The sequence below is a fragment of the Mucilaginibacter galii genome (assembly GCF_014635825.1).
Classification (GTDB): domain Bacteria; phylum Bacteroidota; class Bacteroidia; order Sphingobacteriales; family Sphingobacteriaceae; genus Mucilaginibacter; species Mucilaginibacter galii.
In genome coordinates this window covers 267,953-294,669 of the sequence record NZ_BMDO01000003.1, presented here as the reverse complement: position 1 = coordinate 294,669, position 26,717 = coordinate 267,953, and the positions used below count along the sequence as shown (strand labels likewise).

Annotated in this window: 23 protein-coding genes; 11 read left to right on the top strand and 12 right to left on the bottom strand. The window is 44.1% G+C overall.

Annotated features, from left to right (window positions below):
• The first annotated feature begins 132 nt into the window (after positions 1-132).
• The 3 genes from clpP (at position 133) to IEV61_RS08150 (ending at position 3,322) form a co-directional block, all read left to right on the top strand.
• On the top strand, positions 133-852 hold the full coding sequence (gene clpP / locus IEV61_RS08160) for an ATP-dependent Clp endopeptidase proteolytic subunit ClpP (RefSeq protein ID WP_188415528.1): 720 nt from the start codon (positions 133-135) through the stop codon (positions 850-852).
• Between the two features lie 91 nt (positions 853-943).
• Positions 944-2,182, top strand: coding sequence for an ATP-dependent Clp protease ATP-binding subunit ClpX (gene clpX, locus IEV61_RS08155; protein ID WP_188415526.1), 1,239 nt, complete (start codon positions 944-946; stop codon positions 2,180-2,182).
• Between the two features lie 276 nt (positions 2,183-2,458).
• Complete coding sequence (locus IEV61_RS08150; protein ID WP_188415524.1) at positions 2,459-3,322, top strand: AMP nucleosidase; 864 nt, start codon at positions 2,459-2,461, stop codon at positions 3,320-3,322.
• Between the two features lie 166 nt (positions 3,323-3,488).
• On the opposite strand, the gene IEV61_RS08145 is transcribed toward IEV61_RS08150, so the two are convergent.
• From IEV61_RS08145 to IEV61_RS08130, 4 genes are all read right to left on the bottom strand, one after another.
• On the bottom strand, positions 3,489-4,772 hold the full coding sequence (locus IEV61_RS08145) for an anthranilate synthase component I family protein (protein ID WP_188415522.1): 1,284 nt from the start codon (positions 4,770-4,772) through the stop codon (positions 3,489-3,491).
• Between the two features lie 61 nt (positions 4,773-4,833).
• Positions 4,834-6,726, bottom strand: coding sequence for a RecQ family ATP-dependent DNA helicase (locus IEV61_RS08140; RefSeq protein ID WP_188415520.1), 1,893 nt, complete (start codon positions 6,724-6,726; stop codon positions 4,834-4,836).
• A gap of 586 nt (positions 6,727-7,312) precedes the next feature.
• Positions 7,313-7,867 (bottom strand): GNAT family N-acetyltransferase, encoded by a 555-nt coding sequence (locus IEV61_RS08135; protein ID WP_188415518.1) that lies wholly within the window; start codon positions 7,865-7,867, stop codon positions 7,313-7,315.
• Between the two features lie 79 nt (positions 7,868-7,946).
• The gene (locus IEV61_RS08130; protein WP_188415516.1) at positions 7,947-8,687 is read right to left on the bottom strand and encodes an EcsC family protein; all 741 of its coding nucleotides are present in this window, start codon (positions 8,685-8,687) and stop codon (positions 7,947-7,949) included.
• Positions 8,688-8,892: 205 nt separating this feature from the next.
• Here IEV61_RS08130 and IEV61_RS08125 point away from each other — a divergent pair, with 205 nt between their 5' ends.
• Complete coding sequence (locus IEV61_RS08125; RefSeq protein ID WP_188415514.1) at positions 8,893-9,393, top strand: ankyrin repeat domain-containing protein; 501 nt, start codon at positions 8,893-8,895, stop codon at positions 9,391-9,393.
• A 173-nt stretch (positions 9,394-9,566) separates the two neighbouring features.
• Here the strand turns inward: IEV61_RS08125 and lolA1 are convergent, their stop codons facing one another.
• Positions 9,567-10,238 carry an outer membrane lipoprotein periplasmic chaperone LolA1 gene (gene lolA1 / locus IEV61_RS08120; RefSeq protein ID WP_188415512.1) on the bottom strand — a complete coding sequence of 224 codons (672 nt, stop codon included), beginning with the start codon at positions 10,236-10,238 and terminating at the stop codon, positions 9,567-9,569.
• A 150-nt stretch (positions 10,239-10,388) separates the two neighbouring features.
• Positions 10,389-13,052 carry an FtsK/SpoIIIE family DNA translocase gene (locus IEV61_RS08115; RefSeq protein ID WP_188415511.1) on the bottom strand — a complete coding sequence of 888 codons (2,664 nt, stop codon included), beginning with the start codon at positions 13,050-13,052 and terminating at the stop codon, positions 10,389-10,391.
• Positions 13,053-13,147: 95 nt separating this feature from the next.
• On the opposite strand from IEV61_RS08115, the gene IEV61_RS08110 reads away from it, so the two are divergent.
• The 6 genes from IEV61_RS08110 to IEV61_RS08085 all read left to right on the top strand — a co-directional run bounded on the left by IEV61_RS08110 (position 13,148) and on the right by IEV61_RS08085 (position 18,787).
• On the top strand, positions 13,148-13,792 hold the full coding sequence (locus IEV61_RS08110; RefSeq protein WP_188415510.1) for an ankyrin repeat domain-containing protein: 645 nt from the start codon (positions 13,148-13,150) through the stop codon (positions 13,790-13,792).
• 201 nt (positions 13,793-13,993) lie between these two features.
• Positions 13,994-14,230, top strand: coding sequence for a hypothetical protein (locus tag IEV61_RS08105; RefSeq protein WP_188415509.1), 237 nt, complete (start codon positions 13,994-13,996; stop codon positions 14,228-14,230).
• A gap of 220 nt (positions 14,231-14,450) precedes the next feature.
• Positions 14,451-15,188: a 3-oxoacyl-ACP reductase family protein gene (locus tag IEV61_RS08100; protein WP_188415508.1), complete on the top strand. Its 738-nt coding sequence runs from the start codon at positions 14,451-14,453 to the stop codon at positions 15,186-15,188.
• 85 nt (positions 15,189-15,273) lie between these two features.
• Positions 15,274-16,563 carry an alkaline phosphatase family protein gene (locus tag IEV61_RS08095; protein WP_188415507.1) on the top strand — a complete coding sequence of 430 codons (1,290 nt, stop codon included), beginning with the start codon at positions 15,274-15,276 and terminating at the stop codon, positions 16,561-16,563.
• Positions 16,564-16,619: 56 nt separating this feature from the next.
• The gene (locus IEV61_RS08090) at positions 16,620-17,615 is read left to right on the top strand and encodes a DUF2157 domain-containing protein (protein WP_188415506.1); all 996 of its coding nucleotides are present in this window, start codon (positions 16,620-16,622) and stop codon (positions 17,613-17,615) included.
• Positions 17,612-18,787, top strand: coding sequence for a hypothetical protein (locus IEV61_RS08085; protein WP_188415504.1), 1,176 nt, complete (start codon positions 17,612-17,614; stop codon positions 18,785-18,787). The genes IEV61_RS08090 and IEV61_RS08085 overlap by 4 nt, the downstream gene beginning before the upstream one ends.
• 107 nt (positions 18,788-18,894) lie before the next feature.
• Here IEV61_RS08085 and IEV61_RS08080 read toward each other — a convergent pair whose 3' ends face one another.
• The 6 genes from IEV61_RS08080 to IEV61_RS08055 form a co-directional block, all read right to left on the bottom strand.
• Entirely contained in the window at positions 18,895-19,695 is an 801-nt protein-coding gene (locus IEV61_RS08080; protein WP_188415502.1) for a DUF3108 domain-containing protein, read from the bottom strand.
• Between the two features lie 141 nt (positions 19,696-19,836).
• Complete coding sequence (locus tag IEV61_RS08075; RefSeq protein WP_188415500.1) at positions 19,837-22,362, bottom strand: S9 family peptidase; 2,526 nt, start codon at positions 22,360-22,362, stop codon at positions 19,837-19,839.
• Positions 22,363-22,478: 116 nt separating this feature from the next.
• A complete protein-coding gene (locus tag IEV61_RS08070) occupies positions 22,479-23,891 on the bottom strand; it encodes an alpha/beta hydrolase family protein (protein WP_188415499.1) in 1,413 nt (470 codons plus the stop codon).
• A gap of 6 nt (positions 23,892-23,897) precedes the next feature.
• Positions 23,898-24,563 carry an SdpI family protein gene (locus IEV61_RS08065; RefSeq protein WP_188415497.1) on the bottom strand — a complete coding sequence of 222 codons (666 nt, stop codon included), beginning with the start codon at positions 24,561-24,563 and terminating at the stop codon, positions 23,898-23,900.
• Positions 24,560-24,829 carry an autorepressor SdpR family transcription factor gene (locus IEV61_RS08060; RefSeq protein WP_188415495.1) on the bottom strand — a complete coding sequence of 90 codons (270 nt, stop codon included), beginning with the start codon at positions 24,827-24,829 and terminating at the stop codon, positions 24,560-24,562. Before IEV61_RS08060 ends, IEV61_RS08065 begins: the two co-directional genes overlap by 4 nt.
• A gap of 104 nt (positions 24,830-24,933) precedes the next feature.
• A complete protein-coding gene (locus IEV61_RS08055) occupies positions 24,934-25,818 on the bottom strand; it encodes an NAD(P)-dependent oxidoreductase (RefSeq protein ID WP_262890594.1) in 885 nt (294 codons plus the stop codon).
• A gap of 42 nt (positions 25,819-25,860) precedes the next feature.
• Here IEV61_RS08055 and IEV61_RS08050 point away from each other — a divergent pair, with 42 nt between their 5' ends.
• Entirely contained in the window at positions 25,861-26,550 is a 690-nt protein-coding gene (locus IEV61_RS08050) for a DUF2490 domain-containing protein (protein ID WP_188415493.1), read from the top strand.
• The last annotated feature ends 167 nt before the right edge of the window (positions 26,551-26,717 follow it).

The window sequence follows — 26,717 nt, the reverse complement described above, 5'->3', positions numbered from 1 at the left end:
TAAATCGTATATCAAGTATAATACAAGGTGATATTTTTATATTTTGCTCCACTATAAGTATAAATACAACTAAAAACTATATTTACCGCGTGCGCCGGTTGCGCATTACACTTTTAAATATCTTAACACGCAATGAATAACATTAATAAAAACGAATTCCGTAATTACGCGGTAAAGCATCACCGCATTAACAGCATATTTGTTGATAAGTACATTTCGAGCGTTGAGCACAAAATAATGCCTACCGCTATTGCTCACCCGGTTGATATGACCCCATACATCATCGAGGAACGCCAGATGAACGTGGCTCAAATGGACGTGTTTTCGCGTTTGATGATGGACCGTATCATCTTTTTAGGTGATGCCATTTATGAAAACATCGCCAACATTATCCAGGCGCAATTATTGTTCCTGCAATCGGCCGATGCCAAACGCGATATCCAGATCTACATTAACTCCCCGGGTGGTTCGGTATATGCCGGTTTAGGTATTTATGATACCATGCAGTTTGTTACTAACGATGTAGCTACTATTTGTACCGGTATGGCGGCGTCAATGGCTGCTGTATTGCTTTGCGCCGGTGCCGATGGCAAACGTGCCGCCCTGCCCCACTCACGTGTAATGATTCACCAACCGTTAGGTGGTGCGCAAGGTCAGGCTTCAGATATTGAGATCACCGCCCGTGAAATTCAAAAGCTAAAAAAGGAGCTTTACGAGATCATTTCACAACACAGCGGAACTTCTTACGAGAAAGTTTGGGAAGCATCAGACCGCGACCACTGGATGATTGCTGCAGAAGCTAAAGAGTTTGGCATGGTTGATGAGATATTAGGCCGTAGCAACGATAAATAATCGCTGATTAAACATTAAACTGATTTATTTTAGGTTAACACTTAAAGTAAATCAGTTATTTATTAAATTTGATTACCAAATTTCAATTCAGATGAACAAAAACAGCAAGGAAATCAGGTGTTCGTTTTGTGGAGCCGGGAAACAGGATTCTCTGATGCTGATAGCAGGACTGGATGCACACATTTGTGATAAATGCGTAAACCAGGCCAACGAAATTTTAGCTGAAGAATTGAAGGTTCGGAAGGTAAAATCGTCACCATCAACGCCTACTATACTTAAGCCATCTGAAATCAAATCGCATTTAGACCAGTATGTTATCGGGCAAGACGATGCCAAAAAAGTATTGGCTGTGGCAGTGTACAACCACTACAAGCGCCTTAACCAGCGTGTAGAAAAAGATGAAGTAGAGATAGAGAAATCAAACATCATGATGGTGGGCGAAACCGGTACGGGTAAAACCCTGCTGGCCAAAACCATTGCTAAAGTTTTAAACGTTCCTTTTTGTATATCAGATGCTACAGTACTAACCGAAGCCGGTTATGTAGGTGAGGATGTAGAAAGTATTTTGACCCGCTTGTTACAAGCTGCAGATTATGATGTAGCTGCTGCCGAAAAGGGCATTGTATATATTGACGAGGTTGATAAAATTGCGCGCAAGAGCGATAATGCCTCTATTACCCGCGATGTATCGGGCGAGGGTGTGCAGCAGGCTTTGTTAAAAATACTGGAAGGTACCATGGTTAACGTACCACCGCAAGGTGGCCGTAAACACCCCGATCAAAAAATGATCTCGGTAAATACCAGCAATATCCTTTTCATTTGTGGTGGCGCTTTTGATGGCATAGACCGTAAAATAGCCAACCGCTTACGTACCCAAACCGTGGGTTACAAAATGAAGCGCGATGATAGCGAGATTGATACCAAGAATTTATATAAATATATTACCCCACAAGATTTAAAGTCTTTTGGATTAATTCCTGAGTTGATTGGCCGTTTACCGGTATTGACTCATCTTAATCCGCTGGATAGAGAGGCTTTGCACAACATTTTAACCGAGCCCAAAAACTCGTTGCTTAAACAGTACAAGAAACTATTTGAGTACGAAGGTGTAAAATTGGATTTTGAAGATGATGTACTCGACTTTATTGTAGATAAAGCCATGGAGTTCAAATTAGGTGCACGCGGACTGCGTTCCATCTGTGAAGCGATCATGATAGATGCCATGTTTGAGTTTCCATCCAAGAAAGACGTAAAGCGTTTTACGATCACTTTAGATTATGCTCACGAGAAGTTTGACAAAGCTGATTTGAAGAAATTGAAGGTAGCATAGTGCAGATAAGCATTTATTTGCTTACATTTGTCAAATCTCACATACAAAAACACTCAACCCTGGTGCAACGCCGGGGTTTGTTGTATCTACAGATTTTTAGGAATAACCCCTGATAACATTGCCAGACCCTCCGGTGAAATAGCCCGGCGCCTCAAAGCAAGAATAACGTAAAAACTATCAACCATGGTGGAAAAAACGTCCGGAACAACCCGGCTGTTTTGTTGTACCTATACAATCCATCAGTAGGTTGATCAAATATAAAAAAGGAGAAAGAATATGAACGAAGAAATGGATGTAAACAAAGACGCTACCATTGTGGAGCAGTCTAAAAAAGTGAAAGAAGTACAATCGCCCGTAAAAAGCGGCTTGAAAACGAAGGAGTCTATTGTAGAAAACTGGTTACCACGCTACACCGGCCGGCCGTTGAAAGATTTTGGTAACTATATTATACTCACCAACTTCTCTAAATACCTCACCTTGTTTTCGCAATGGAACGGCGATGTGCCTATTATGGGGTTAGATAAGCCTATGCAAAGCGTAAGCGCTAATGGCATAACCATGATCAACTTTGGTATGGGCAGTTCGGTAGCGGCTACAGTAATGGACCTGTTAACCGCCATACACCCTAAAGCCGTAATATTTTTAGGTAAATGCGGTGGGTTGAAAAAGAAGAACAGTGTAGGCGACCTTATCTTGCCTATAGCGGCCATTAGGGGCGAAGGAACATCGAACGATTACCTGCCTGCCGAAGTGCCTGCCCTTCCCTCTTTTGCGCTTCAGAAAGCTATATCGACCACCATTCGTGATATGGGACGCGATTACTGGACCGGTACCTGCTACACCACCAACCGCCGCGTTTGGGAGCACGATAAAGAGTTCAAGAAATACCTGAAAACCCTGCGTGCCATGGCAGTGGATATGGAAACTGCAACAATATTTACCACCGGCTTTGCCAACAAGATACCGACCGGAGCATTGCTGCTGGTATCCGATCAACCAATGATTCCTGAAGGCGTAAAAACTGCCGAAAGCGATTCGAAAGTAACCGAGCAGTTTGTAGAAACACACTTGAAAGTTGGTATTGAGTCGTTAAAGCAACTGATCAACAATGGCTTAACGGTTAAGCACCTGAAGTTTTAAGCTGTTTAAATTATTCACCTACTATCTCGAACGTAGTGAGAAATTTTGTTCAAACCTGCACGTCGTATACTGTACTTAAGTAACAAGATTACTCGTTATCACTCGGAATGACATTTTTCTTTTCCCCTCTTGAGCGGGGTTAGGGGTGTGTTGATGAATTATACCTTTAAGACTCAGTATACTCTATCTTAGCACCTAATACCTGCAAGATAGCCTGTGCCTTTAGCAAGCATTCGGCATACTCCTGCTCGGCAACCGCATCAAAAGTAATAGCGCTGCCCACCTGGAAGGATAAGTAACCATTGCTGGCGTTATATAGGATGGTGCGTATAACGACATTGAAGTCGAACTCATTATCCGGGCTAAAATAACCAAGGGCGCCTGAGTAAACGCCGCGGCGGGTGCGTTCGTAACGCTCTATCAACTGCATGGCGCTGAGCTTAGGTGCACCGGTCATGCTGCCCATGGGGAAGGTGTTGCGGATAGCGGTAACGCTCGACAAGCCTTCCTCAACTTCGCAGGTTACTGTAGAGATCATTTGATGCACCTGCTCAAAGGTGTAGATGCCAAAAAGCTCCTCGGTTTTGACCGTACCCAGCTTGGCCGATTTAGTCAAATCGTTACGCACCAGATCAACGATCATTACGTTTTCCTGTTGTTCTTTGACGTTAATGCGAAGGTCTTGCTTGATTACCTCATCTTCTGCTGAAGTTGCTCCTCGCCTGGCAGTACCTTTAATAGGCTGCGAAATAAGCTTATTGCCACGTTTAGCCAAAAACCGTTCGGGCGATGCACAAAGAATGTAATGCTCACGATACTTAAAGAAACTGGCAAACGGTGTTGGCGATATGCTATTAAGCTCCATGAATACCGATAATGGATCAATAATCGTGTCTTCCGCAAAAAACTCCTGGCAAAAGTTAGTTACATAAATGTCGCCGCGGGCAATGTGCTGCTTGATCTGATTAAAGGTATCTACATACTCCTGCTTGCTAAAGCGCGACTGTAACTTAATTTCAAGAGTGGTTTGTCTTTCTAATGATCGCTGTTGATTGATAGCCTGATATATAGCTTCGGCATTGTCAGCTATAATATCTACATCGTTACCCTTCATGATGATCAGATACTGCGGAACGAAAAAGTACAGGTCGGGAAAGTTGAGTCCATCTACATTGTTGGATTGTGTTTGTTCAAGCTCATTTTTTAAGTCATATCCAAAAAAACCTATCATCCAGCCATGATGTTCCTGCCTGAAAGCTTCGAGAGCTTCAAACGCATGGCCTGCACTTGCTTCAATTTCGGCTTTTACGCCTACAGCCAACAGGGCATCAAATTTGGAGTAAGCGTTATGATAATTATTAGAGTCCAGATAACCACAAACCGCAAATTCACTTGCCCACTTCAAAGCTTGCCGTTTGAACTGATCTATGTCTTCAACCTTAAAAATCATGCGCACAAAAATAGCTTTAACCGCATAAAACTTCCCAAAAACTTGATGAAAGTACGTTTTATTAGATGTAATACTTATCACCGTTGGTTTTAACTCGGCCGGTGTCCAAAAGCTGGCGTATTACGATTAACCGCTCTGCACTTTTGCCATGTTTGAGCGCACTCACAAGGTGTTCCAGATCTAAGGGGGCACTGCTGAGCAACTGCAATATCTCATCGGTTATCAGGCCTTGTATTTGACCGGCATTTTGCTGGCGCTTTTCGCGCAGGCATACATCGCAAGCACCACATTTTGGGGCATTTGGTTGGTTAAAATAGGCCAGCATTTGCTGACTGCGGCACTTATCAGTTTCGCAATAAGCCAGCATGGCTTCCATCTTTTTTTGATAAACTGCCTTACGGGTTTCAAGATAATGGCGGTCTATCCATAAATTAGCCGAGGTATGCCGGGGTTTAAGATAAGTTACCTGCGGTTTATCGGTTTGGGGCAAATAGCTAATTACCTCAAACTCGTTCAACTGCTGCAGGGCATCGGTTACTTGCTGTACGCTGAGATTGGTACGCCGGGCAACATCAAACTCACGGATGCGGGCGTAATTATCAAATGCCCCGCCATAAGAGCGCAACAGCGTTTTAACGAACGGGTCCCAGGCCGGATTCTGAATTTGAAAATTGTATAATTCTTCATGGTCGATGGCAAACTGAAACCTCGACGGTAAAAAAACACTTTCGTTAAAACTCAAATACTCACCCTGTTCTAAAAACTTCAAGGCATTCAACGTTTTCAAAGCATCCAGCTTAAAGCGCTTACAAAAATCGGCCACATCCAGGTTAAAGCTTAGCCCCTCGCCTGCCCCGTAGGCCAGCTGGAAATAATTTGCCAGGTAATGGTAAACCTGCTTCATCTCCTCTACCGTAGGGAAATTAACCTCGAATTTATGCAGCTGCTTTTGCTTATCCTGCTCATTATAAAGCAATACCGCGTATGCTTTTTGCTCATCACGACCGGCACGGCCAGCTTCCTGGTAATAAGCTTCCAAACTTTCGGGCAAGTCTTTGTGCATTACAAAGCGCACGTCGGGCTTGTCTATACCCATCCCAAAGGCGTTGGTGGCCACCATAATACGGATATGGTTACTCTTCCATTGCTCTTGCTTGGAGGCACGTACATCACCGCTTAGGCCTGCATGATAGTAATCGGCCGGGATGCCGTGCTGGGTAAAGAAAAGCGTTAGCTCAGTAGTTTCGCGGCGACTGCGAACGTATACAATACCGCTGCCGTTTACGCTGCGGGCTACCTCCAGCATGCGGCGGGCTTTATTTTCATCATGCTGTACGCGGTAACTAATGTTCTTACGCTCAAAGCTTTGTTGAAAAACATTACGTTCTTTAAACAATAACTTATCCTGTATATCATCTCTAACCTCGGCTGTAGCGGTGGCAGTTAAAGCCAAAACAGGCACCTTGGGGTGCAGCTGCCTGATATCTGCCACGTGCAAATAAGGTGGCCTGAAATCGTACCCCCATTGCGATATACAGTGCGCCTCATCAACTGCTATCAAATTGACCTTCATGTACTTAATACGCTCGCGCACCAGCTCGCTCAGCAAACGCTCGGGCGATAGGTACAGAAACTTTACAGGCCCGTAAATGCAATTATCCAACGCAATATCAACCTCGCGCCTGCCCATGCCCGATACTATGGCAATGGCCTCAATACCCTTGGCAACCAGGTTATCTACCTGGTCTTTCATAAGGGCAATAAGCGGTGAAATTACAATACAGATACCATCCATAGCCAAAGCCGGCACCTGGTAACAAACCGATTTTCCTCCGCCGGTGGGAAGCAAGGCCAGCGTATCGCGACCTTGCATTACGGCCTCAATAATAGGCTGCTGCAAGGGACGAAAGTCCTCGTGTTTCCAGTAATGCTGAAGTATTTGCTGTATGGTCATGTAGGGTACAGCAATATTAACGGTTTTTGATGGATGTGGTTGGCCTCAGTACCGAATTATTTAGCATCCCGGCAGGATGAATCCATTGCGCTTTAAGACGACACTTTTCTGCAATTTATTGTTAAAAAACTACACACAGTTTCATTTTTACGCATATAAATAGCAGGCACCATATTTGCTAGTGACGAGTGCCAACATTTCTAATTTCATCTGTAAAAAAACTATGTCAGCAAGCGCTATCCAAATTAGTACCCCTGTTTCTTTTGCCGATATGGTTATGGCTTCGTGCCATAACTTTTACTCAAAGCTGTGGGTGCAAACAGCGTCTGCTTTTACCATTGCCTTTATAGTATTTTGCTTAACCATGGTTTTGACAAATACTCATGAGTTTTTTGAGTCGCGGGTATTTACGGCAGGTGCGGCACTTGGCTTGGTAGGCTTGTACCTACCCATTGTCTTATTCGTAAAATGCCGGATAAAATATGCGCAAATTAAAATCCGATAACAGTCAAAGGTACTAAGCTAAATAAGTCCCGGTTTGTTCATTAAACTAATTACTGAAAGCTGTAGTTACGTTTAGATGAATTTAATATGCTACTGTTTTGCCTGTATATAATTGCATGTATTCGTTTTCAAGCATACTCATTTCCATCAAGCTCCAGTAGGTGTCGTTGTGTTTTTGTATATCGCGCAATACACCATCTACGTTAAACCCACATTTTTTATAACACCTGATGCCCGGTTCGTTAAAATCGTAAACGCCTAAGCTCATGCGGTGCAGGTGCAGGTCTTCAAACCCTACCTTCAGCATAGCCTTCATTATGGCCTCGCCTATGCCCTTTCCACGCTCGGCACTGTTACCTACCAGCGCCCGGGTAATCCTGGCCGATCTGTTTCGCCTGTTTAACACACTGAGCGATATATGCCCCACGGTTTGTCCGCTTTCGGTATCTACCGCTTTATAAATCAACAAATCCGATTTCTCAAAGTCATTTGCATCTTTAAGGTACCACTCCAGCTTTTCGGCGGTGAGCGGAAAGCGGAATTGTGTACCGGCCCAGTTCATTAACAACTCTTCGTCGTTGATCCAGTCAATCAATAAATCAAAATCGCCGGGGGTAAAATATTCTAATACAATCATGGGTGCATAACGGGTTATCAAACAATATGACAGCCAGAATGATTACCGGTTTTATGTTTTTTATTGAATTTTAAATTTGTTACATATTCAGTATTTGCAGCGGACTAATCCTCCGCATGCGGTAGCAATTTATGGCCGTTTCGCCCAGTTGTGCTATGAGTTTATAGTTGGCAATAGCACCAACGGCAGCGCCAATAACAGGCACCAGCTGCGCCATTTTTGCCAGGTCAATGTAGTCGCGGTACTCTTGCTGAAATATACGCCAGTCAAACTCCGCGGCGTTATCGGGTAACTGACCACTGTAGCCCTGCCAGCCCACCATCAGTTCGTAAACTTCGTTTCGCCTTTGCTGGCTGCAAAAAGCCAGTTGAAATATATAGAGGATGTAAAGCCGCTCCTTATAATCTTTAACGTCATAACCATACAAGGCAGCAATATCAAACAGCAGTTTAATCTTAATACCAATGAGGATGGGGAAATCGGCCAGGCCCAAAAGGATGCCCCCTGCCCCGGTTACTGCACCTTCTATGGTGGCCGTTTTCTGGTAAAATTCTATCTGGGTGCGCACGTAAGCTTCACGTGACTGTAATGATGCGGTTTCTTCGGGCACTTTCCCTGTGGTATATTTGGCACCAAATAATACTGCTTTAATCATCTTTTCAATAGCCACGGTAATGGCCTTATGCACCTTATCGGGGATGTAACTATTGAGCTTCGTTTGCACGGTTTTGGAAAGCCTATCGGTAAAGGACGGCTTTTTCTTCATTTTATGCTGCCAAAACTGGAGTTGCAGGTGGGCTTGTTCTTCATATGATGTCATAGGGTCGGTTGTCGGTTGTCGGTTGTCGGTTGTCGGTTGTCGGTTGTCGGTTGTCGGTTGTCGGTTGTCGGTTAGTGAAAAGTGCAATACTTCAAATATGTTTTATGCATACTCTAATTTTAGATTCTCTATACACCATAGAAAATATCAATTTACACAAAACATTTAAAACGGTTACCTTGTCAAGGTTAAATACAATTAACTCATGAACGATAACTCAACATCTGCCGATATTTTTGAACTGGCCCGCAGCAACAAGGCCGAAGAATTGCAAAGTGCTTTAAGCGGCACCGACATTAACGCTACGGACAGCCGCGGCGCTACGGCGCTCATTATTGCCAGCTACCACAACAATGCCGAAGCTACCAAAGTATTACTGGATGCGGGCGCGGCAACCGACCTGCAAGACAGCATGGGCAACACCGCTTTAATGGGCGTATGCTTCAAAGGTTATACCGCCATTGGCGAGCTGTTATTACAATACGATGCAGCGGTTGATGTACCTAACGGCAATGGTGCTACCGCACTAACCTTTGCCGCCACATTTAACCATGCCGATTTGATTAAGGTACTCTTAGCCCATGGCGCTGATAAGACCCTGCGCGACCGCTTTGGCAAAAACCCGGTTGATTATGCCCGCATACAGGAAAACATTGAAGCACTGAGAATTTTGGCGCCCGAACTGCTGGAAGACGAGGACTTGTAATTAAAACTTGTAGCTAAACGGGAAGTTATATTTGAACGAAAGTTGATATTCCTCGTTAGACGATGAAAAAAATTGCTACAATATAGCTCGCCACAACGGTCGGGATCATATTATTAATCCATTAAAAAGCCCGATAGTGAGACTATCGGGCTTTTTAATGGATTAGCTTTTAGTTAACGTAAATCAACTAACTCAACCCCGGGGTGGCTTTTGGTACTGAACGTAAATGCATCGGCAGCTACCGGGGCATTGGGTACAAATGTTTTAATGGTATAGGTATAACGTCCGCCATTTTTGTCAAATAGCTGGGCACTGTATATCTGTTTCTTAGCTTGATCTATCAGCAATTTGATCTTGAAAATACTTTGCTTGGCATCGGTAGGTGTTAGCTCAACAACCTGGTAGCTTTTACCTGCCTGCTTTTGCAAACCGGTATAAATGTACTTATACCCCTTTTCGTAAAGCGTAAAAATCTGCGCCGGGTTTAAGGCCTCGGCACTGTTGCTTACATTGTTTACCTGCACTTCTTTTTGCGCGGGCATATAAGTCCACTGGGTTTTGCCATCGCTGGTGATCTCTTGTGCCAGGGCAGTCTTAGCCGCAGATGTATAGATGCTTAGCTTGTATTTATTTGCTTTGGCCTGTGTTATCAATGTCCCGTTTTGTGTTTGGTTGATGCCTTCCTGTGCGCTTTGTATATTGATGGTAAAATCACTTTTCACCGTGTTATACGCCCGGTACTTCTGGCCAACCTGGCTCAAGATGGTCTTTGCTTCAGCGTCTTTTTGGGCAAAGGCCGGTGTTAAGGCGGTGAAAAGTATGATAGATGCGAGTAATTTCTTCATTTTTAATAATTTATCGGAGTTAACTACTTGTCAGTCTGAGCTTGTTTAACACATAGCACATTATAAGTCTTCGACAAGCTCAGACTGACATAAACCCGTGTTTGGAGTTATGCAGGTTAGAACAAGAAAAGCATAGGATAGTTTAACGGCTTACGATTTTTGAAGTTCTTCGAGGTAACGCTCCAGGCTGTATTCATCAGGATAAAGCACTTCGCGGGCTTTGCTGCCCTCAAAAGGGCCAACAATACCCGCGGCTTCCAATTGGTCAATGATGCGGCCTGCACGGTTGTAACCCAATTTAAGCTTGCGCTGAATAAGTGAGGTAGAGCCTTGCTGATGCAGTACGATCAAGCGGGCAGCATCCTCGAACATAGTGTCGCGGTCGTTAGGATCAAACTCTTTAGGGCTGTTAGCCTCACCTTCGCCTACGTACTCAGGTAATAACATAGCTGTTGGGTAGCCTTTTTGGTTACCAATCCAGTTAGATATTTTTTCTACTTCCGGTGTATCTACAAAAGCACATTGCAAGCGGATGAGATCACTTCCTGTCGAGAGCAGCATATCACCACGGCCAATCAACTGGTCGGCACCACCGGCATCCAGAATGGTACGCGAATCTATTTTAGATAGTACCCTGAACGCCAAACGCGCCGGGAAGTTGGCTTTGATGGTACCCGTAATAATATTTACCGACGGGCGCTGGGTGGCAATAACCAGGTGAATACCTACGGCACGGGCTAACTGTGCCAAACGGGCAATAGGCATTTCTACCTCTTTACCGGCGGTCATCATTAAATCGGCAAACTCATCAACCACCAATACAATGAAAGGCATAAAGTGGTGACCGTTCTCAGGGTTCAGTTTACGGTTCACAAACTTGGCGTTGTACTCTTTAAGGTTACGCACCTGCGCATCTTTCAAGAGGTCATAACGCTGATCCATCTCGATACACAAAGAATTAAGGGTATTAATTACCTTCTTGGTATCGGTGATAATGGCATCCGCTTCATCGGGCAGTTTAGCCAAAAAGTGGCGCTCAATGGTACGGAACAAGGTTAGCTCTACCTTTTTCGGATCGACCATGACAAACTTTAACTCCGCAGGGTGACGCTTATATAGTAGGGAAACCAGGATAGCATTGATACCCACCGATTTACCCTGACCTGTAGCACCCGCCACAAGTAAGTGAGGCATTTTGGCCAAATCAGCTATAAATACCTCGTTCGATATGGTTTTACCTAAGGCAATAGGCAAATCCATGGTGGTGTTCTGGAACTTTTCGGTAGCCAATACCGAGCGCATAGATACCATTTCGGGATTAGAGTTTGGCACCTCAATACCAATAGTACCTTTACCCGGCATAGGGGCTATAATACGGATACCCAAAGCAGCCAAACTCAAGGCAATATCGTCTTCCAGGTTTTTGATCTTGGAGATACGTACGCCTGGAGCAGGAATAATTTCGTACAAGGTTACCGTTGGACCAATGGTAGCCTTGATCTTATCAATCTCGATATTATAATGATTAAGCGTTTCAACGATCTTATTTTTGTTCGCTTCCAGTTCGCTGGTGTCAACGTTTATTTTGTTTGATCCGTGGTTCTCCAGCAAATCTAAAGTTGGATACTGGTATTTGGGCAGATCCAGTTTCGGATCGTAGGCACCAAATTTATCCACCAATTCGTTAGCGGTAACTTCGGGCGCCTTTTCAATACTTAATTCGGGAAGAGGGCGTGTGTCTTCTATAGTTAAAGGTATTTCGTCTTCTACCTCGGGCACATCGGCTTCATCAAAGGTCCGGCTATTGGTTGGGCTTAGTGTTATCGCTTCATCTGCAAAGGTGTTACCCAAAATGGCTGCAGCAGTAACCGAATGCGGTACCACAGGCTCAGAGATTACCGGCTCAACCACGAGTGGCCTGTGTAAAGGCTCCTGGTGCAGACGTTCGGCATTACTCATTACGGGCGGCGGGGTAACCCTGCTGCTTTCACGAACGCGGTTATTTCCCCTCGGCCATTCTATAGGCTCCGAAGGTATTTCGTCTTCCAATTCTACACTCTCGGGCGTAACATCGGGCACGGCACTTGGCGTAACCAAATTGCGCAAAGAGCGTTCAGGAAGTTTAAAATCTATATTATAAGCAATGATGAGCACCGTGAGCGCGGCAAATATGAGCACGCAACCGGTTCCGGCAGGGCCTATTTGCGCATTTAATAAACGGGTGCTCCAATAGCCAAAGCCACCTTCGAGGTAGTGCGAGTAATCGCTCACAAAGCCGTGAATAAACCCAATGGCTACTGAACAGAAAATCAATCCAAAAAAAGAATAAGCCAGCAGTTTGCCCGCAGCAAATAACCTCACCTTAAATAACAGGCGATACCCTATTACAAAAAACACCAGCACAAAAAAGAAAGAAGCTACACCGAACCACTCGTACATAAACTGGTTGGCCATTAAGGCGCCCAGTTTGCCCAGCCAGTTATCAACCACCGGGTTGGTAACGCCATTATCCATCAATTCCTGCTGGGTTTTGAACAGGTTACCCCAGCCGCCATTGGCTTTGAGCACATAGCTTTGATCAGACTCCCAGGTAAACAGATACGAAGTGAATGCAATGAGGAAAAACACCGAGATGACCAGGCACAGCAAGCCTGCAATTTTGATGGCGCGGCCGTTTCCAATATTGAAAGTCGGCATGTTTTCCAGCTTTGGTCTTACCGAACGTTCACGTTCGGGGCGTGCACCGGCACCCTGACGCGGACGGCTTTCATCCCTGAACGAATTAGACTTAAACTGATTTCCTTTTGGCGGCATCTTGTATGTACAGTTAGTGTACAAATATAAAGTTAATAGATAACAAATTTATTTGGCACGATTTTTAATTTAATGTTAATACAAACGGCTTGACTATGGGACAGTTAGAATACTTAATTACCACCGGAGACTTAAACAGTTTAAACCAATTGTTGGCACAAAACCCGGCTTTGGCTAAAAACGCAGTGAACGATGAAGTTTCTCCACTAATGCTTTCATGCTACTACCAAAAACCGGATGCTACTTCGCTCCTTTTAAAATACTTGGATAAGATAGATATTTTTGAAGCAGCAGCAGCCGGAAAATTTGATGTATTAGCTTACTTAATATACAACAACCCCGAGTTGGTACACGAGTACAATCAAGACGGCTTTACACCGCTTGCCCTGGCTTGCTACTTTGGCCAGTATGAGGCAGCCCGTTACCTGGTATTCAAAGGTGCTGATGTTGACCAGGCCATCGATGGGAATTCGGGCATCAGGCCTATCCACTTAGCGGTTGCCCGCGACCATGTAGATGTAGTTAATATGTTGATCGAACATAATGCCGATATCAATATACAGCACCACACCGGTATTACTCCATTACACTATGCAGCCAAGCATGGTAACCCCGACATGCTTGTTTTGTTGCTTGAAAACGGTGCAGATATAGCTATAACCATGGAAGATGGCTCATTACCGGCCGATTTAGCCCGCGAAAATGAGTTTAATGAGATAGCCGAAATCCTGAGCATCTAACAGACTATAAGTACCCCCATCATATAAGAAAAGCCCCCGGAATAAAATCCGGGGGCTTTCTGCTTTTTCAGAAAAGGTCTTTTTTAGTCAGCCCCTCCTACAGCAGTAGTGAATAAGCGGCTTTACTTTTTCATATCTTTGCGGCAACTAACCAATCAATTTGTGCGCTGAAGCGTTCTATATTTGTTAAGATAACGTATTATGAAAACAGAGAAAATGGTGATGCTTACTGGTAAGCAATATCAGGAAATTAAGCAAAGCCTGGAGACTAATCCATCTTATGAATATAACAGCGGCACAGATAATAAACCTGATGTTGTGCACATTACCGACATCTATTTAGATACCGACCCTGAGTTTACCCGCAACCCTACCCAATACGCTAAAGTGCGTAACGATAATTATGTACAGGTACGTATAGAATACGAATACAAGTAAGCTTCCCAGTAATGCTCGTATAAATGCACATTTATAGCTACATTCCATAAATTAACTGTATGTTTTTATGAATTTCTTATTTAGAAATTCCGCACATTTTCAAAAAGCATTTTAATTTAAAACCACAGGCTATGTAGTAAAAATGTTACATAAACATTTTCTTAGCTTCGCTCCTTAGGACGGCGTATTATGTTACTTTGTATAACTCCTACCGCAGCCTATGAAAACACAAAAACTTTTCGGAAAAAATGCCCTGATCACAGGTGCGGGCAAGGGTATTGGTAAAAGCATTGCCCGTACGCTGGCCATGGCCGGCGCCACGGTAATTATTAATTATAATACCAGTAAGCGCAGCGCCGACGAACTGGTTACCGAGATTAACCAATCGGGCGGAAAGGCGGTTGCAATGCAGGCAAACCTCTCTGATGCAGACGAAGTAGCCAACCTATTTAAACAAGCAACCCAGGAAATAGGCTCCATTGATATCTTAGTTAACAACGCTGGCATCGCCCGGCCGCAACCGGCCGAAGACATCAGGCTTAACGATTGGTCTGAAGTACTGAACATCAACCTTACATCTGCCTTTTTAACTATACAAGCTGCTGTGCCTTCTATGAAAAAGAATCACTTCGGCCGTATCATCAATATCTCCTCTGTTGCAGCACAAACCGGCGGCATTATTGGTCCGCATTACGCCGCTTCAAAAGCTGGGATGCTGGGGCTAACCCATTCTTACGCTTCACTGCTGGCCGAGTATGGCATCACCGTTAACGCCATTGCCCCCGCTTTGGTAGCTACCGATATGATCAACGACAATCCTAAAGCCAGCGCCGATAAAATACCTGTGAAACGCTTTGGCCAGCCCGAAGAGGTTGCCGACGTGGCTTTATTGCTGGCCTGTAACGGTTATGTTAGCGGGCAAACCATCAATGTTAATGGTGGCATGTACATGAGTTAATTAGATATTAAACTTACTCCTTTTGGTAGTCGCGCAACTACAATGTTACCTGCATTATATGCCGTTTGCTTAAATTTGTACCCCCATGGTTTCCACAACAAAACACATACTGCTGGCTATTGGCCTGCTTTTCTCCTGCTGCGCATTTGGTCAGGGTATAGATACTACTCAACAGATTGTTCCGGGGCGCGTTAACAGTGCCGCCCAACAAAAAAAACCTTATGTGATCATGATCTCGGTGGATGGTATGAGGTACGATTATGCCACGAAATATAACGCTACTCATTTGCTCGACTTGGGACGCGAAGGTGTAAAGGCCGAGTACATGATTCCCTCTTACCCGTCGGTTACCTTTCCCAATCATTATACCCTGGTTACCGGTTTGTATCCGTCACACCATGGCATAGTAGGTAACAAGTTTTATGACCGCGGTTTTAATGCTAATTATAGCACCAAAGGCAAAACCGTTTTAGAAGGCAAATGGTACGGTGGTACACCCTTATGGGTACTGGCCGAGCAACAGCAAATGCTCACCGCAAGCTTTTACTGGGTAGGCTCCGAAGCACCTGTCCATGGTATTTTACCCACCTATTATTACAAATACAACGAAAAAATAGGCATACACGAGCGTATACAAGCCGTGGTAAACTGGCTTAAACTCCCGGCAGAAAAACGCCCGCACTTAATTACCTTCTATTTCCCCGAGGTAGACCATGCGGGTCATAATTTCGGGCCCGGATCGCCGCAGGCAAAGCAAGCCGTAAAATTTATAGATTCGGCAGTTTACGAAATGAACAAGGCGGTTAAAGCTACCGGTTTGCCGGTTAATTTTGTATTAGTGGCAGACCATGGTATGACCCAGGTTGATACCGACCACCCTTTATCCGTCCCGGCAATAGACACCACCAAATTCAGTATCCTGAGCGAAGGAGAACTGGTACACATTTATGCCAAAGACACTTCGGCTATTCAGGAGACTTACCAAAACCTCCAAAAGCAGGCTGTAAATTACCGGGTGTTTTTACGCCCCAACACCCCATTAGCCTGGCATTATAACAAAGCTAACGACCGCTTTAACCGCATTGCCGATATTTTACTGGTACCATCTCCCCATAATGTTTTTGCGGGAGGCAACCACAAAGTTAACCCTGGTGCGCATGGTTACGACCCTGCGTTGGTTAAAGATATGATGGCTACTTTTCTGGCCTGGGGTCCTGCCTTTAAAAATAACCTAACCATTCCCGGCTTTAAAAATGTGGAGGTATACCCTATTGTTACGCAGCTATTAAGCCTGAAACAAGGTTCCGCTATTGATGGCACAATGGCAACTGCCCATAAAGTATTAAAGGCTGCGCCTGCTTCTAAACGGAAATAACTTACGCTTGCGTACTCAAAATTCAGTATACTTGGAGAAATCAGCTGTATACCTTAATGACTACGCATCACAATTATGAAATATACGACGAGTTGCATACCGAAAAACTGGTAAGCGATGAGTCGTTTGAAAAGCTGCAGCAACGCCGGAGCAATCCGCTGTTATCTGTTCATTGGGAGGTTAAAACCGTACTGTACTTAGGTATTACACTACTTACCGGTGGTGTAGGCACACTGGTTTACAAAAACATTGACACCATTGGTCACCAGGTTATTATTGCCTTTATTGCATTATTAACTGTCGGATGCTTCACTTACAGCTTTAAGCACAAAAAGCCCTACAGCCGGTCAAGGGTAGAAACGCCCAATACCTTTTTTGATTATGTATTGCTGTTAGGTACTTTAAGCTTTCTAATATTTGTTGGTTACCTGCAATACCAGTATACAATTTTCGGTACCAATTACGGGTTAGCTACAGCTATACCTATGGTTGCCTTGTTTTATATTGCTTATGATTTTGACCACATAGGCATCCTCAATATGGCCATTGCCAATTTAGGCGTTTGGATGGGTGTAACGGCCACGCCCAGGCACCTATTAGCCGAAGGAACATTTAACAGTCAAAGCATCATCTTTGCTTACTTAGCTTTTGGTTTACTGCTGCTTGCTGCCGCCTGGTGCACCCAAAAATTTGTCATCAAAAAGCACTTTAAGTTTACTTACGAGCATTACGGCATACATGCCAGCAGTGTGGCCTTGTTAGCGGGTTACTTCTTCAATTATGATGAAAGCATATCTTTTATTTGGTTATTCGCCGCACTGGGGTTGTCGGTAGGTTTGTACTTCGACTCGTTTAAAGAAAAGAGCTATTATTTCGCACTGCTATCAGTTTTGTATGGTTATTTCGCTACAAGCTGCCTTGTTTTCAGGATATTAAGCATGGATACTGTGGGTGAAGGCATTATTGCAATGGGCATGATGTATATGACGCTTTCGGCCGTTGGAGTTATATTCCTTTTAACATCCACTTATAAAAAATTCAAAACAGCATGATCATCCATAACAAAGAATGGCTTAATAACTTAAAGCTTCAGGAGCAGTTTGAGGACGATCATGATGCCGGATGCCTGACCGACAATGAACTGAAAAACCTAAAGGCTAAGTACTTTTCGAGGTTAACCTCTTACGGTATATTAATGCGTGTTGGACTGTTTGTGCTCACGCTTATCATCGTAGCTTTTTCAACGGGTATGATTAGCCTGGTTTTGGCAGAATCACATTTGATCGAAAATTTTATGTGGCCATTAATTTTAGGAATTGGCAACTATTTTATCCTTGAAAAATGGGTAAAAGATAATTACCACTATGGCTCGGGCGTAGATAATGCGTTAATTATAACAACGGCCGGGTTTTTAATTGGTGGTTTTGGCTGGATGATGGACACCATTGACAATTCTCAATCGCATTTTATCAGCATCAGTTTATTCACCCTTGCTGTGAGTGTTTACCTTTCCCTTCGTTTTGCCGATTTGCTGATGAGCGCCTTGAGCTGCCTTTCGCTGCTGGCCTTTATATTTTTCGCTTGGCAATATTTGGGTGGATTTGGTATGGCTACGCTTCCTTTTGTGCTCATGCTGGTATCGGGCGGTATATATTATTTTAGCAAGCGCCTAATTAAACACCCTAAAGCTTATTATTATGACCATTGCCTGCATGTGTTGCAAATATTGAGCTTATTAACGCTCTACCTGTCGGGCAATTATTATGTAGTGAACGAGTTGAGTAACGAGTTGCACAACACACCGGGCGCTCCCCTGCCTTTCGGCTTTATATTCTGGATCATCACCATACTACTTCCATTAGGCTACATAGCCTGGGGTATAAAAACCAGGAACATGATCATGCTGCGTGTTGGTTTACTATTAGTGGCCGGTGCAGTTTATACTTTCCGTACTTACTATCATGTACTTCCCATTGAAGTTGCCCTGAGTATTGGCGGTGCAGTAATGTTGCTCATAAGTTATGCAGTAATCAAATATTTAAAAACACCTAAGCAGGGCTTTACCACCGCGCCATTAAAACGCAGCAGTGTGTTAGATCACCTAAACATAGAATCAATCATTATTGGCGAAACCTTTAGCAATACAGGTGCTGCCCCAACCAACCCCGGCAGCCGTTTTGGCGGCGGAAGCGCGGGTGGTGGCGGTTCGAGTGCGGGGTATTGATTTGTTCAACTTTGCCTTGAGTACAGTACTTATATATGAAGTAAGGCAGCTTATTTGAAGCAATAACAGTTCGGCAGCACATAGCTAACCGAACTGTTACTGATAACTTAACGGTTAAAATTAGCCACTATGTTGGGAGTGGTGAGCGGCAACTTGATTTTCACGCGCATGTTAGGCCCAAATTTGTCTTCTTCTTTGACAAACTCATGCCCCTTTTTGCTTAACCAGAAGGTTTGCGTATAGTCCATACCGTTAGGCGCCTTGCCACCGGTTTCCAGTTTCCAGCAATCTATCTTTGTATTATCCAGCATGGTTAGCACCTCACTACCGACAACCTTGTACAAGGTGTACTTTGGTTCGCCGTGTCCGGCATCATAAAAATTAATAGCAAAACTCTTGCCTGAAGCCAGCTGAAGTTGCTCAAAGGTTTCAATATCCAGATTCCAATTGAAGCAGGGCTTTTGCAGATCGAGCTTAAAAGTTTTGGACTCATTAGCAGCCAGGGTATCGGCACCGGTTACCCGGGTTGGTGCCCAGTTATAGGCGCGGGTATGATTCCCTATAGTTTCTGTGTGGTAGATAGGCATAAAATCGGAGCCTCTGTTTACCGAATATACCGACCGGTAAGCAGCAGTATCATTACTATACCAATGCTGGGTAGTGGTAATTACGGCCTCACCATTATGTGTACCGGCTTTAACATCGCGTACCCAAACAGATAGATTAAGCACCTTATTTTTAGCCGCTGATTGGGCGTAAACCAGGTACTGTTTTAAACCCGGCTTCAATGCACTTACATTAAGTTTGTGGTTACTGGGGATAATAGTATCTGGTACTGATTGTGATCTGGCTTCCAAGGCTCCCGCCGAAAGAAATAAGAAAGTTAAAAGTGAATAAGTTTTAAGCATTGCGATAAGGTTTAGTTTACAGTTAAGACCTTACGAACCAATGGTTGTTACAACTCTATAAATTAAAAAATCACTTATATGAACAAAAGAGGCCGTTTTTCTTATTCGGAAAAACGGCCTCGTTGGTATATTCAGCAAAAACTATTGCCCGGCTGTTTCGCCGCCGCCCCCTGCGGGGCGCTTATTGTTTTGTTCAACATCGCGCTCAATTTCCAACATATCTACCGGTTGCGAAAAATCGCCCAGCAGGTATTTAACAAAGTAGTCGCTTTTTTGCCAAAAGAAGTACTCGGTCATATCACCATAAGCATGGCGCTGGCCGGGAAGTAACACATAATCAAAACGTTTATTAGCTTTAATTAAGGCATTGATAACGCGGATAGTATTGGCAGGATTTACGTTATTGTCTATATCGCCGGTTGATAACATGAGGTGGCCTTTTAGGTTCTTGGCCAAATCCTGGTTCTTATCAATAGTATATTGAAACGTGGTGTCGCCTTTAGGGGTGATGATCTCTTTTACGCCGTGATGTTTTTCGCTCCACCAGCGGTTGTAAATGCTGTTATCGTGGTTGCCCGATTCGGATACGGCCACCTTATAAAAATCAGGATAAACCAGCAATGCCGCAGTAGACATAAAGCCACCACCCGAGTGACCGGTAATACCTACGCGGGTAATATCAATGTAAGGATAGCGGTCGGCCAATTGTTCTACCGTCGCTTTCTTATCGGCCAAGCCATAATCGCGCAGGTTGCCATAACCGTAAGTATGGTACCACTTGCTGCGGCCGGGGTTACCGCCACGGTTACCCACCGTTACCACAATAAAGCCTAACTGCGCCAAACGGTCAACATTGTTCATGCTGGCGCTAAAGGCTTTGTTTACCGCTTCTGTTTGCGGCCCAGGATATACGTACTCAATTACCGGGTACTTTTTAGCCGGATCAAAATCGAACGGCTTATACATAACGCCGTACAAATCGGTCACGCCATCATCGGCCTTTACCTTAAACGGTTCGGGAAACTTATAGCCCGATGCCATTAACCCTGTCAGGTCGGTAGTTTCCAGCTCCATTAATTTATGGCCAGAGTTATCTAACAAAACAGATTTCGGCGCAGCGTTGACACGTGATGCGGTGTTTACTACATAATGTGCATCATCGCTCATGCTGTTGCTATTGTCAAAGTTGCCTGGGTTTAGTAACTCCAGATGGCTTCCATCCAGGTTAATGCGGTACAGGTGCATGTAGTACGGATCTTGCGCCTCGCGGCCCGAAGCAGTGAAATACAGCACGCGGTTCTTTTGGTCAATGTTCACGATTTCCTCGCAATGGAACGAGCCTTTGGTGATTTGATTTTTAAGCTGGCCATTTTCGTCATACAAATAAAAATGTGCCCAACCGTCGCGCTCCGACCATTCTACCAGTTCTTTACCATCGTTCACCAAACCGGGGCGGTTAATTTCCACATAAGTGTTCATCCGCTCTTCTATAACGGTCTTCACAGCGCCGGTATTAATATCTACCGTACAAACGTCTATCCTTTTCAAATCGCGGCCTGTGCGGTAAAAGTAAAACTTACTGTTGCTGCCCAACCAAACCGACGGACGAAATTCATCATCGCGGTTCTTTTGCAGTTGTGGTGCAGGCCAGGTAGAAAGCTCCTGGTCTTTAAACAAGGCTACGTTCAGTTTTTTAGAGGTTTTGGCCGCAAAATCGAATAGCAGCATTTCGCGGATAGGCGATTCTTTTTCGCCGGGCATCTGATACTTGTAGCTTTCTAACGTTGGGCGAGGCATGGCTATGCTGTTAATAACCCAAAGGTCTTTTACCTTACGCTGATCGGTGCGGAACATTACAAAATGCTTTGAGTCGGGCGACCATAATACTTGCGTAGCCTTACGTTTTTTCGCATTTTTCTCGCGCTCTACATTGGTTTCGTTGCCAAAGCCGTTGCCATAATCGTAGTTCTCCACGCCATCTTTGGTGAGTTGGTGCTCTACAATGGTGCTATCGTCTTCGTTCTTCAAAGCCTTTTTGTAGTTGGCTTTATCCATCCAATACAGGTTGAACTTACGGGCGAATATAATGGCCGAACTATCGGGTGCTATGCTGGCCCACATTGGTTTTGGCTTTACCTTTTCGTAGTTTTTCAGCTCCACCAGTTTTTGGTCTTGCAGGTTATACTGGAAGTAAAAGGTTTTTTTCTCTAATGAGTCGGCAGCCTTTTTGTCCTTGCGGTCTTTCTTAAGCTGGTCTAACGTGCTCTTCAATTCAAACTGTATCACCTTTTCATCCCTGGTGAATTTCAGGTTTTCTATAGGCAAATGCTGGCCATCAAAAGGATCTCTTATAATTTGGGTAATAGCTGCGGCCAGCTTGTCGCTATCGAACAACTGCTTTTTGCTGCGCGCAGATGGATCAACGATGTACCACTTTTTACCGTTGCTGGTTTCGTACATATACCAAAATCTGTCGGAGCCTTTAAGCCAATGCGGGTCTACAGCGGTGCTGAACACCATCTTTCTTATTTTGGCGGGAGAATACCTGCCGGCAAGTTGATAATTACCTTTAACCGGCTGCACCGGCGTTGCAGTGTTTAAAGGTGCCTGTGCATACAACTGCGAACACAAAAATGCTGCAGCCGATAATGCGTAGAATTTTTTCATATAGTTAGTTAAAAAGAATGCAAGCGGGAAGTTATTTAAAAATGATCATACAAAAAAAGGGAGGTACAAAGTATTGCGCCTCCCCGTATAATTGTAATGAATAGTTTACACAATCGCTATTTTACCTGCAATATTATCCAGCTGCCGATTAAGTTTAATGCAACGGGCGAGAGCGTTTCTTCTATTTGTCCATACTCGGCCAAATTACCGGTTTGCGCTGTTTGCAGGAGGTGATTGAGTGATGGTAACTCCACCGTTTTAAAACTTTTATTGTGGTTTTTGGTAAGCACCTCGTTAACCAGTTGCAGGTTTTCTTTAGTGTTTACCTGCGTATCTTTAGCACCACCTATGGCCAGTACCGGGCAGGTAACCTTGCTCAGATCAGTAACCGGGTTATAGGTAATAAAATTGCGGAACCAGGGCTGCTTGTATAAACCGCCATACATCCCGGTCACGGTTTGCCCTACCATACTATTATCGGTCACCATCAGTCGCTTTAACACGTCGGGCATTTGAGCGGCTTTCCAGGTGTTGAATATCTGCATAGCTTTGGTGTTTAACTCAGCCTCGCTGTTAACTGTATTGAATAAAGCCAACTCCTGGGTGTGTAAATTTACAAATGCAACCACTGTTTCTTTTCCTTTTGGGTCGGTATCTAAATGCAAAGCCTGCCTAAGCTGATCGGCGTTTTGCTGGGTGCTTATCACGGCACCACCAACTACAGGAGCACCCCACAATATAATAAAGCTCACATCTTTACGGCGGGCGGCCACCATAGGCGCTATAATACCACCTTCGCTATGGCCAATTAAGCCGAGGTGTTGGGTATCAATATCGACGCGGGTTTTTAAATAATCAAGTCCGGCTTCAACATCGTTTGCAAAGCTCAAACTCGTAGCATTAACTCCCTCTTTACCTAATGTAGTTTTACCTGTGCCCCTATCGTCTATTCTTAAAACGGCTATCCCATTTTTAGTCAGGTAGTCGGCCAATACGGCGTATAGTTTATGACCGAACAGCGTACCGTCCCTGTCCTGCGCACCGCTGCCCGAAATAATGATTACTGCCGGATACTTTCCGTTTACCTTGGGCCGGGTTAAAGTAGCACCAAAGTGTATATTCTTATCGGCACTGTCGTATTCAACATCCTCACTGTTGTAGGCATAAGGAGGCACAGGTGTTTGCGGACGTAACTGCCGCGTAAGGGTTAGCGGGTACCTTGCATTGTTTTGCGTGTAAAAACCGCTGATAACATTACCGTTTAACTTCCCTTTAAAAGAAGCACCTATGGCGGTTACGCTAAGCGTAATGCTATCGTTAGATAAAACAGCGCTGCAGGGTATGCCGAAAGCCTTTTGGTCGGGTACGTCGAATGTTGCTGTATAGGTGTTGCCCGACTGCTTAATATTGAACATAATAGCCAGCCTGGCATTGCCGTTAGGCAAATTGCCATTCCAGCTACCGCTGATATTTTGTGCGTAAACCGCAGCTGACGAGAAAACGGCAAATAATACGAAAAGAGATTTCATGAAATGTTATTCAGCTTTAAGCTGATGTTTTTTAAAATAGATGAAGGAATATACCATGGGAATTAAGGCTAACATTATAGTACCGCATAGGAAAAACGTACTTGCCGCCTGCCCCTTAATTAAGAGGGTGATGATAGTGATAAGCACCCCACCCCAAAACCATAGTTTTGCCGCCAACCGGTGTGTAGCTCGCCAGGTATCTTCACTTTCCAGTGTCCACGGAGTGCGTATACCTGCAAAGTAGTTAGGCTTAATGCTGTTCATCAAGTTGCCTAAAAACGCAAAGAATAAACCCATGAGCGGGTACAATAATTTATCGATATTAAAACTACCATTGGCCGTAGCAAACAAAACAGCCAGGTTAATGGCCGACAGAAACAGCACCATACCAAGAGACATTTTTTGAAAAGTATCGGCACTGTATTTAGCTTTTTGCTTTGGATCTATTTGCGGCAGGTATTTAATAAGCAGGTATACGCCTAACGATACACCCAACAACAAATATTGAAAACCAAACAGATCTTTAGGTTCGCCAAAAGCATCGGGTTTGCCACCCGGACCAAAATGCAGCGGTACTTTGGCAGGCAATGTTGGATAAATAAAGAACAGGTAGGCAACCGGCAGTAACCACACTACCAGCGCGGCGGCATCAAACCAGGTAAACTTTTTCATGATGACTTATTGTTATTGGTGAACTGTAATATCCATTGCAGCATCTCGTCCATCACCGTAGTGTTAAGCGAGTAGCTTATAAACTGCCCCTCTTTTACCGATACCACTAACCCTGCCTGCCTGAGCAAATCGAGGTGATGCGAGATGCTGGGTTTGGAAATATGAAAGCGATCGGCAATTTCGCCGGCCGTTAAATCTTTCTCCTTTAACATTTCCAGTATCTCGCGCCGGGTGGGGTCGTTAAGTGCTTTAAAGAGCTTGTTCAAACGCTTGTTTTAATATTTAGATAAATATCTAAATACTTTGTTACAACAGCAAGAAAATTTATAACAATAAAAAAGGAGGCATTTGTAAAGTGCCTCCTTTTAACTTACTTGTCCAGGTATTTGTAGATCGCCATCACATCGTCGTCACCCAGTCCACCGGCTTGCGCCTGTTTAAAGCTATCATACAACGGTGAGCTTAGCGGAGTATTTAACCCTTGCTCCTTAGCCAGGCGTAAATCTTTAGCCAAGTGCTTCAAGGCAAATGCGGCCGGGTATTCATTCTTTAATATCGATGCAGATTTCAGTTTGGTAATACCGCTTCCCACCGCACCCTCATTAATAATGGTGAGCATATCTTCGGTCCTCACGCCGTTAGCTTTGGCAAACAAAACGGTTTCGGCCAAACCTTGCAGGTTTAGGCCTAAAAAGTAATTTATAGCCAACTTAGCGGCTGCCCCTGCCCCCACTGGCCCGGTGTGAACTGTCAACTTACCCAGCACATCCAATATAGGTTTTGCCTTTTGATGAGCGTCTTCAGTTCCGCCTACCAACATAATAAGCGTACCATCCTGTGCGGGCTTTACACTGCCCGATACAGGTGCTTCCATAAACCCGGCGCCTTTCTCACGGCAGCTTTCATCTAAAAACTTAGAAGTTTCGGATGCTACGGTACTCACGTTAATGAATAGCTTACCCGTTGCATTACCTGCCAGTAGTCCATTTTCACCTGTAAAAATTTCTTTAGCAGCGGCATCGTCAGATACCATTACCATGATCACCTCATTATCGGTTGCCAGTTGCGCCAAATCAGCGGCCGATGTGGCACCTGCATCAATGGCTTCTTTTTCCTTTTCACGTGTGCGGTTATATACCTGAACCGGGTAGCCGGCTTTTAATAAATTATTTACCATGGGCGTACCCATATTGCCCAAACCGGCCCAGCCTATTTTATAATTACTCATTGTTTTGCTATTGAATTTTACGAACAAATAGAAGGTTTATAAGTTTAAACTTCAATACAAATAACTGGGATGCTGAAAAAAATAACAGGGTTTATCTTATGCTTTGCAAGCGTTACCGCTTATGCGCAAACTAACGAAACCCAAGGCTGGTTCTTTATTACCCATCAGCAAAAGCTAAGCTCTAAATTTGATTTATTGATGGATGCTCAGCTACGCACCGCCAACAAATTTGACTATTTAAACACCTTACTGTTAAGAGGCGCGCTTAGTTATAATTTTAACAAAAAGCATTCGGCTGCATTGGGCTATGCCTACAAAGGCGATTGGGAACACGAAACTGAAGGAACGGCTTATACTTTAGAGAGGCGCCTTTACCAGCAATACCTGTACAATTTTAAAATACATCGTACCGAACTTAGTGCAAGGGCGCGCCTGGAGCAGCGTTGGATCAAAGAAGAAAACACCCGGTTTTCACAACGGGCACGTGCTTTTGTCAGCGCCCAAATACCACTTATGGCCGACACCGGCTTTACCCGTGGGCTATACACCGGCATTCAAAATGAGTTGTTTTTGAACGTGCAGCATAAAGATCGGGTTAACCATAGCTTGTTCGATCAAAACCGCTCATTTGTTTCGCTGGGCTATCGCTGGAGTAAGAAAATTGATACCGAGCTGGGGTATATGTACTGGTTTCAAAAAGAGTTGGACGGCGGTTTCAGAAGAAACATTTTACAAGTGATGATCACCACAAAATTTTAGTTACTTGCAATCATAAGTGTGCAAAAAATTACCTCTTAAGATTTTAGTTACAAAGCTGAGTTGTAAACAAATTGACATTTAGTTGCAATAACACAACGTTAAGTATACTTTTATCGTATATTGCTATACCAATTGTATTTATTACCCTCTCTCTGTAAAGATGTCCT

Coding starts and splice junctions, on each gene's coding strand:
- clpP (WP_188415528.1), top strand. CDS start 133: ATGAATAACATTAATAAAAACGAATTCCGTAATTACGCGGTAAAGCAT.
- clpX (WP_188415526.1), top strand. CDS start 944: ATGAACAAAAACAGCAAGGAAATCAGGTGTTCGTTTTGTGGAGCCGGG.
- IEV61_RS08150 (WP_188415524.1), top strand. CDS start 2,459: ATGAACGAAGAAATGGATGTAAACAAAGACGCTACCATTGTGGAGCAG.
- IEV61_RS08145 (WP_188415522.1), bottom strand. CDS start 4,772: ATGATTTTTAAGGTTGAAGACATAGATCAGTTCAAACGGCAAGCTTTG.
- IEV61_RS08140 (WP_188415520.1), bottom strand. CDS start 6,726: ATGACCATACAGCAAATACTTCAGCATTACTGGAAACACGAGGACTTT.
- IEV61_RS08135 (WP_188415518.1), bottom strand. CDS start 7,867: ATGATTGTATTAGAATATTTTACCCCCGGCGATTTTGATTTATTGATT.
- IEV61_RS08130 (WP_188415516.1), bottom strand. CDS start 8,687: ATGACATCATATGAAGAACAAGCCCACCTGCAACTCCAGTTTTGGCAG.
- IEV61_RS08125 (WP_188415514.1), top strand. CDS start 8,893: ATGAACGATAACTCAACATCTGCCGATATTTTTGAACTGGCCCGCAGC.
- lolA1 (WP_188415512.1), bottom strand. CDS start 10,238: ATGAAGAAATTACTCGCATCTATCATACTTTTCACCGCCTTAACACCG.
- IEV61_RS08115 (WP_188415511.1), bottom strand. CDS start 13,052: ATGCCGCCAAAAGGAAATCAGTTTAAGTCTAATTCGTTCAGGGATGAA.
- IEV61_RS08110 (WP_188415510.1), top strand. CDS start 13,148: ATGGGACAGTTAGAATACTTAATTACCACCGGAGACTTAAACAGTTTA.
- IEV61_RS08105 (WP_188415509.1), top strand. CDS start 13,994: ATGAAAACAGAGAAAATGGTGATGCTTACTGGTAAGCAATATCAGGAA.
- IEV61_RS08100 (WP_188415508.1), top strand. CDS start 14,451: ATGAAAACACAAAAACTTTTCGGAAAAAATGCCCTGATCACAGGTGCG.
- IEV61_RS08095 (WP_188415507.1), top strand. CDS start 15,274: ATGGTTTCCACAACAAAACACATACTGCTGGCTATTGGCCTGCTTTTC.
- IEV61_RS08090 (WP_188415506.1), top strand. CDS start 16,620: ATGACTACGCATCACAATTATGAAATATACGACGAGTTGCATACCGAA.
- IEV61_RS08085 (WP_188415504.1), top strand. CDS start 17,612: ATGATCATCCATAACAAAGAATGGCTTAATAACTTAAAGCTTCAGGAG.
- IEV61_RS08080 (WP_188415502.1), bottom strand. CDS start 19,695: ATGCTTAAAACTTATTCACTTTTAACTTTCTTATTTCTTTCGGCGGGA.
- IEV61_RS08075 (WP_188415500.1), bottom strand. CDS start 22,362: ATGAAAAAATTCTACGCATTATCGGCTGCAGCATTTTTGTGTTCGCAG.
- IEV61_RS08070 (WP_188415499.1), bottom strand. CDS start 23,891: ATGAAATCTCTTTTCGTATTATTTGCCGTTTTCTCGTCAGCTGCGGTT.
- IEV61_RS08065 (WP_188415497.1), bottom strand. CDS start 24,563: ATGAAAAAGTTTACCTGGTTTGATGCCGCCGCGCTGGTAGTGTGGTTA.
- IEV61_RS08050 (WP_188415493.1), top strand. CDS start 25,861: ATGCTGAAAAAAATAACAGGGTTTATCTTATGCTTTGCAAGCGTTACC.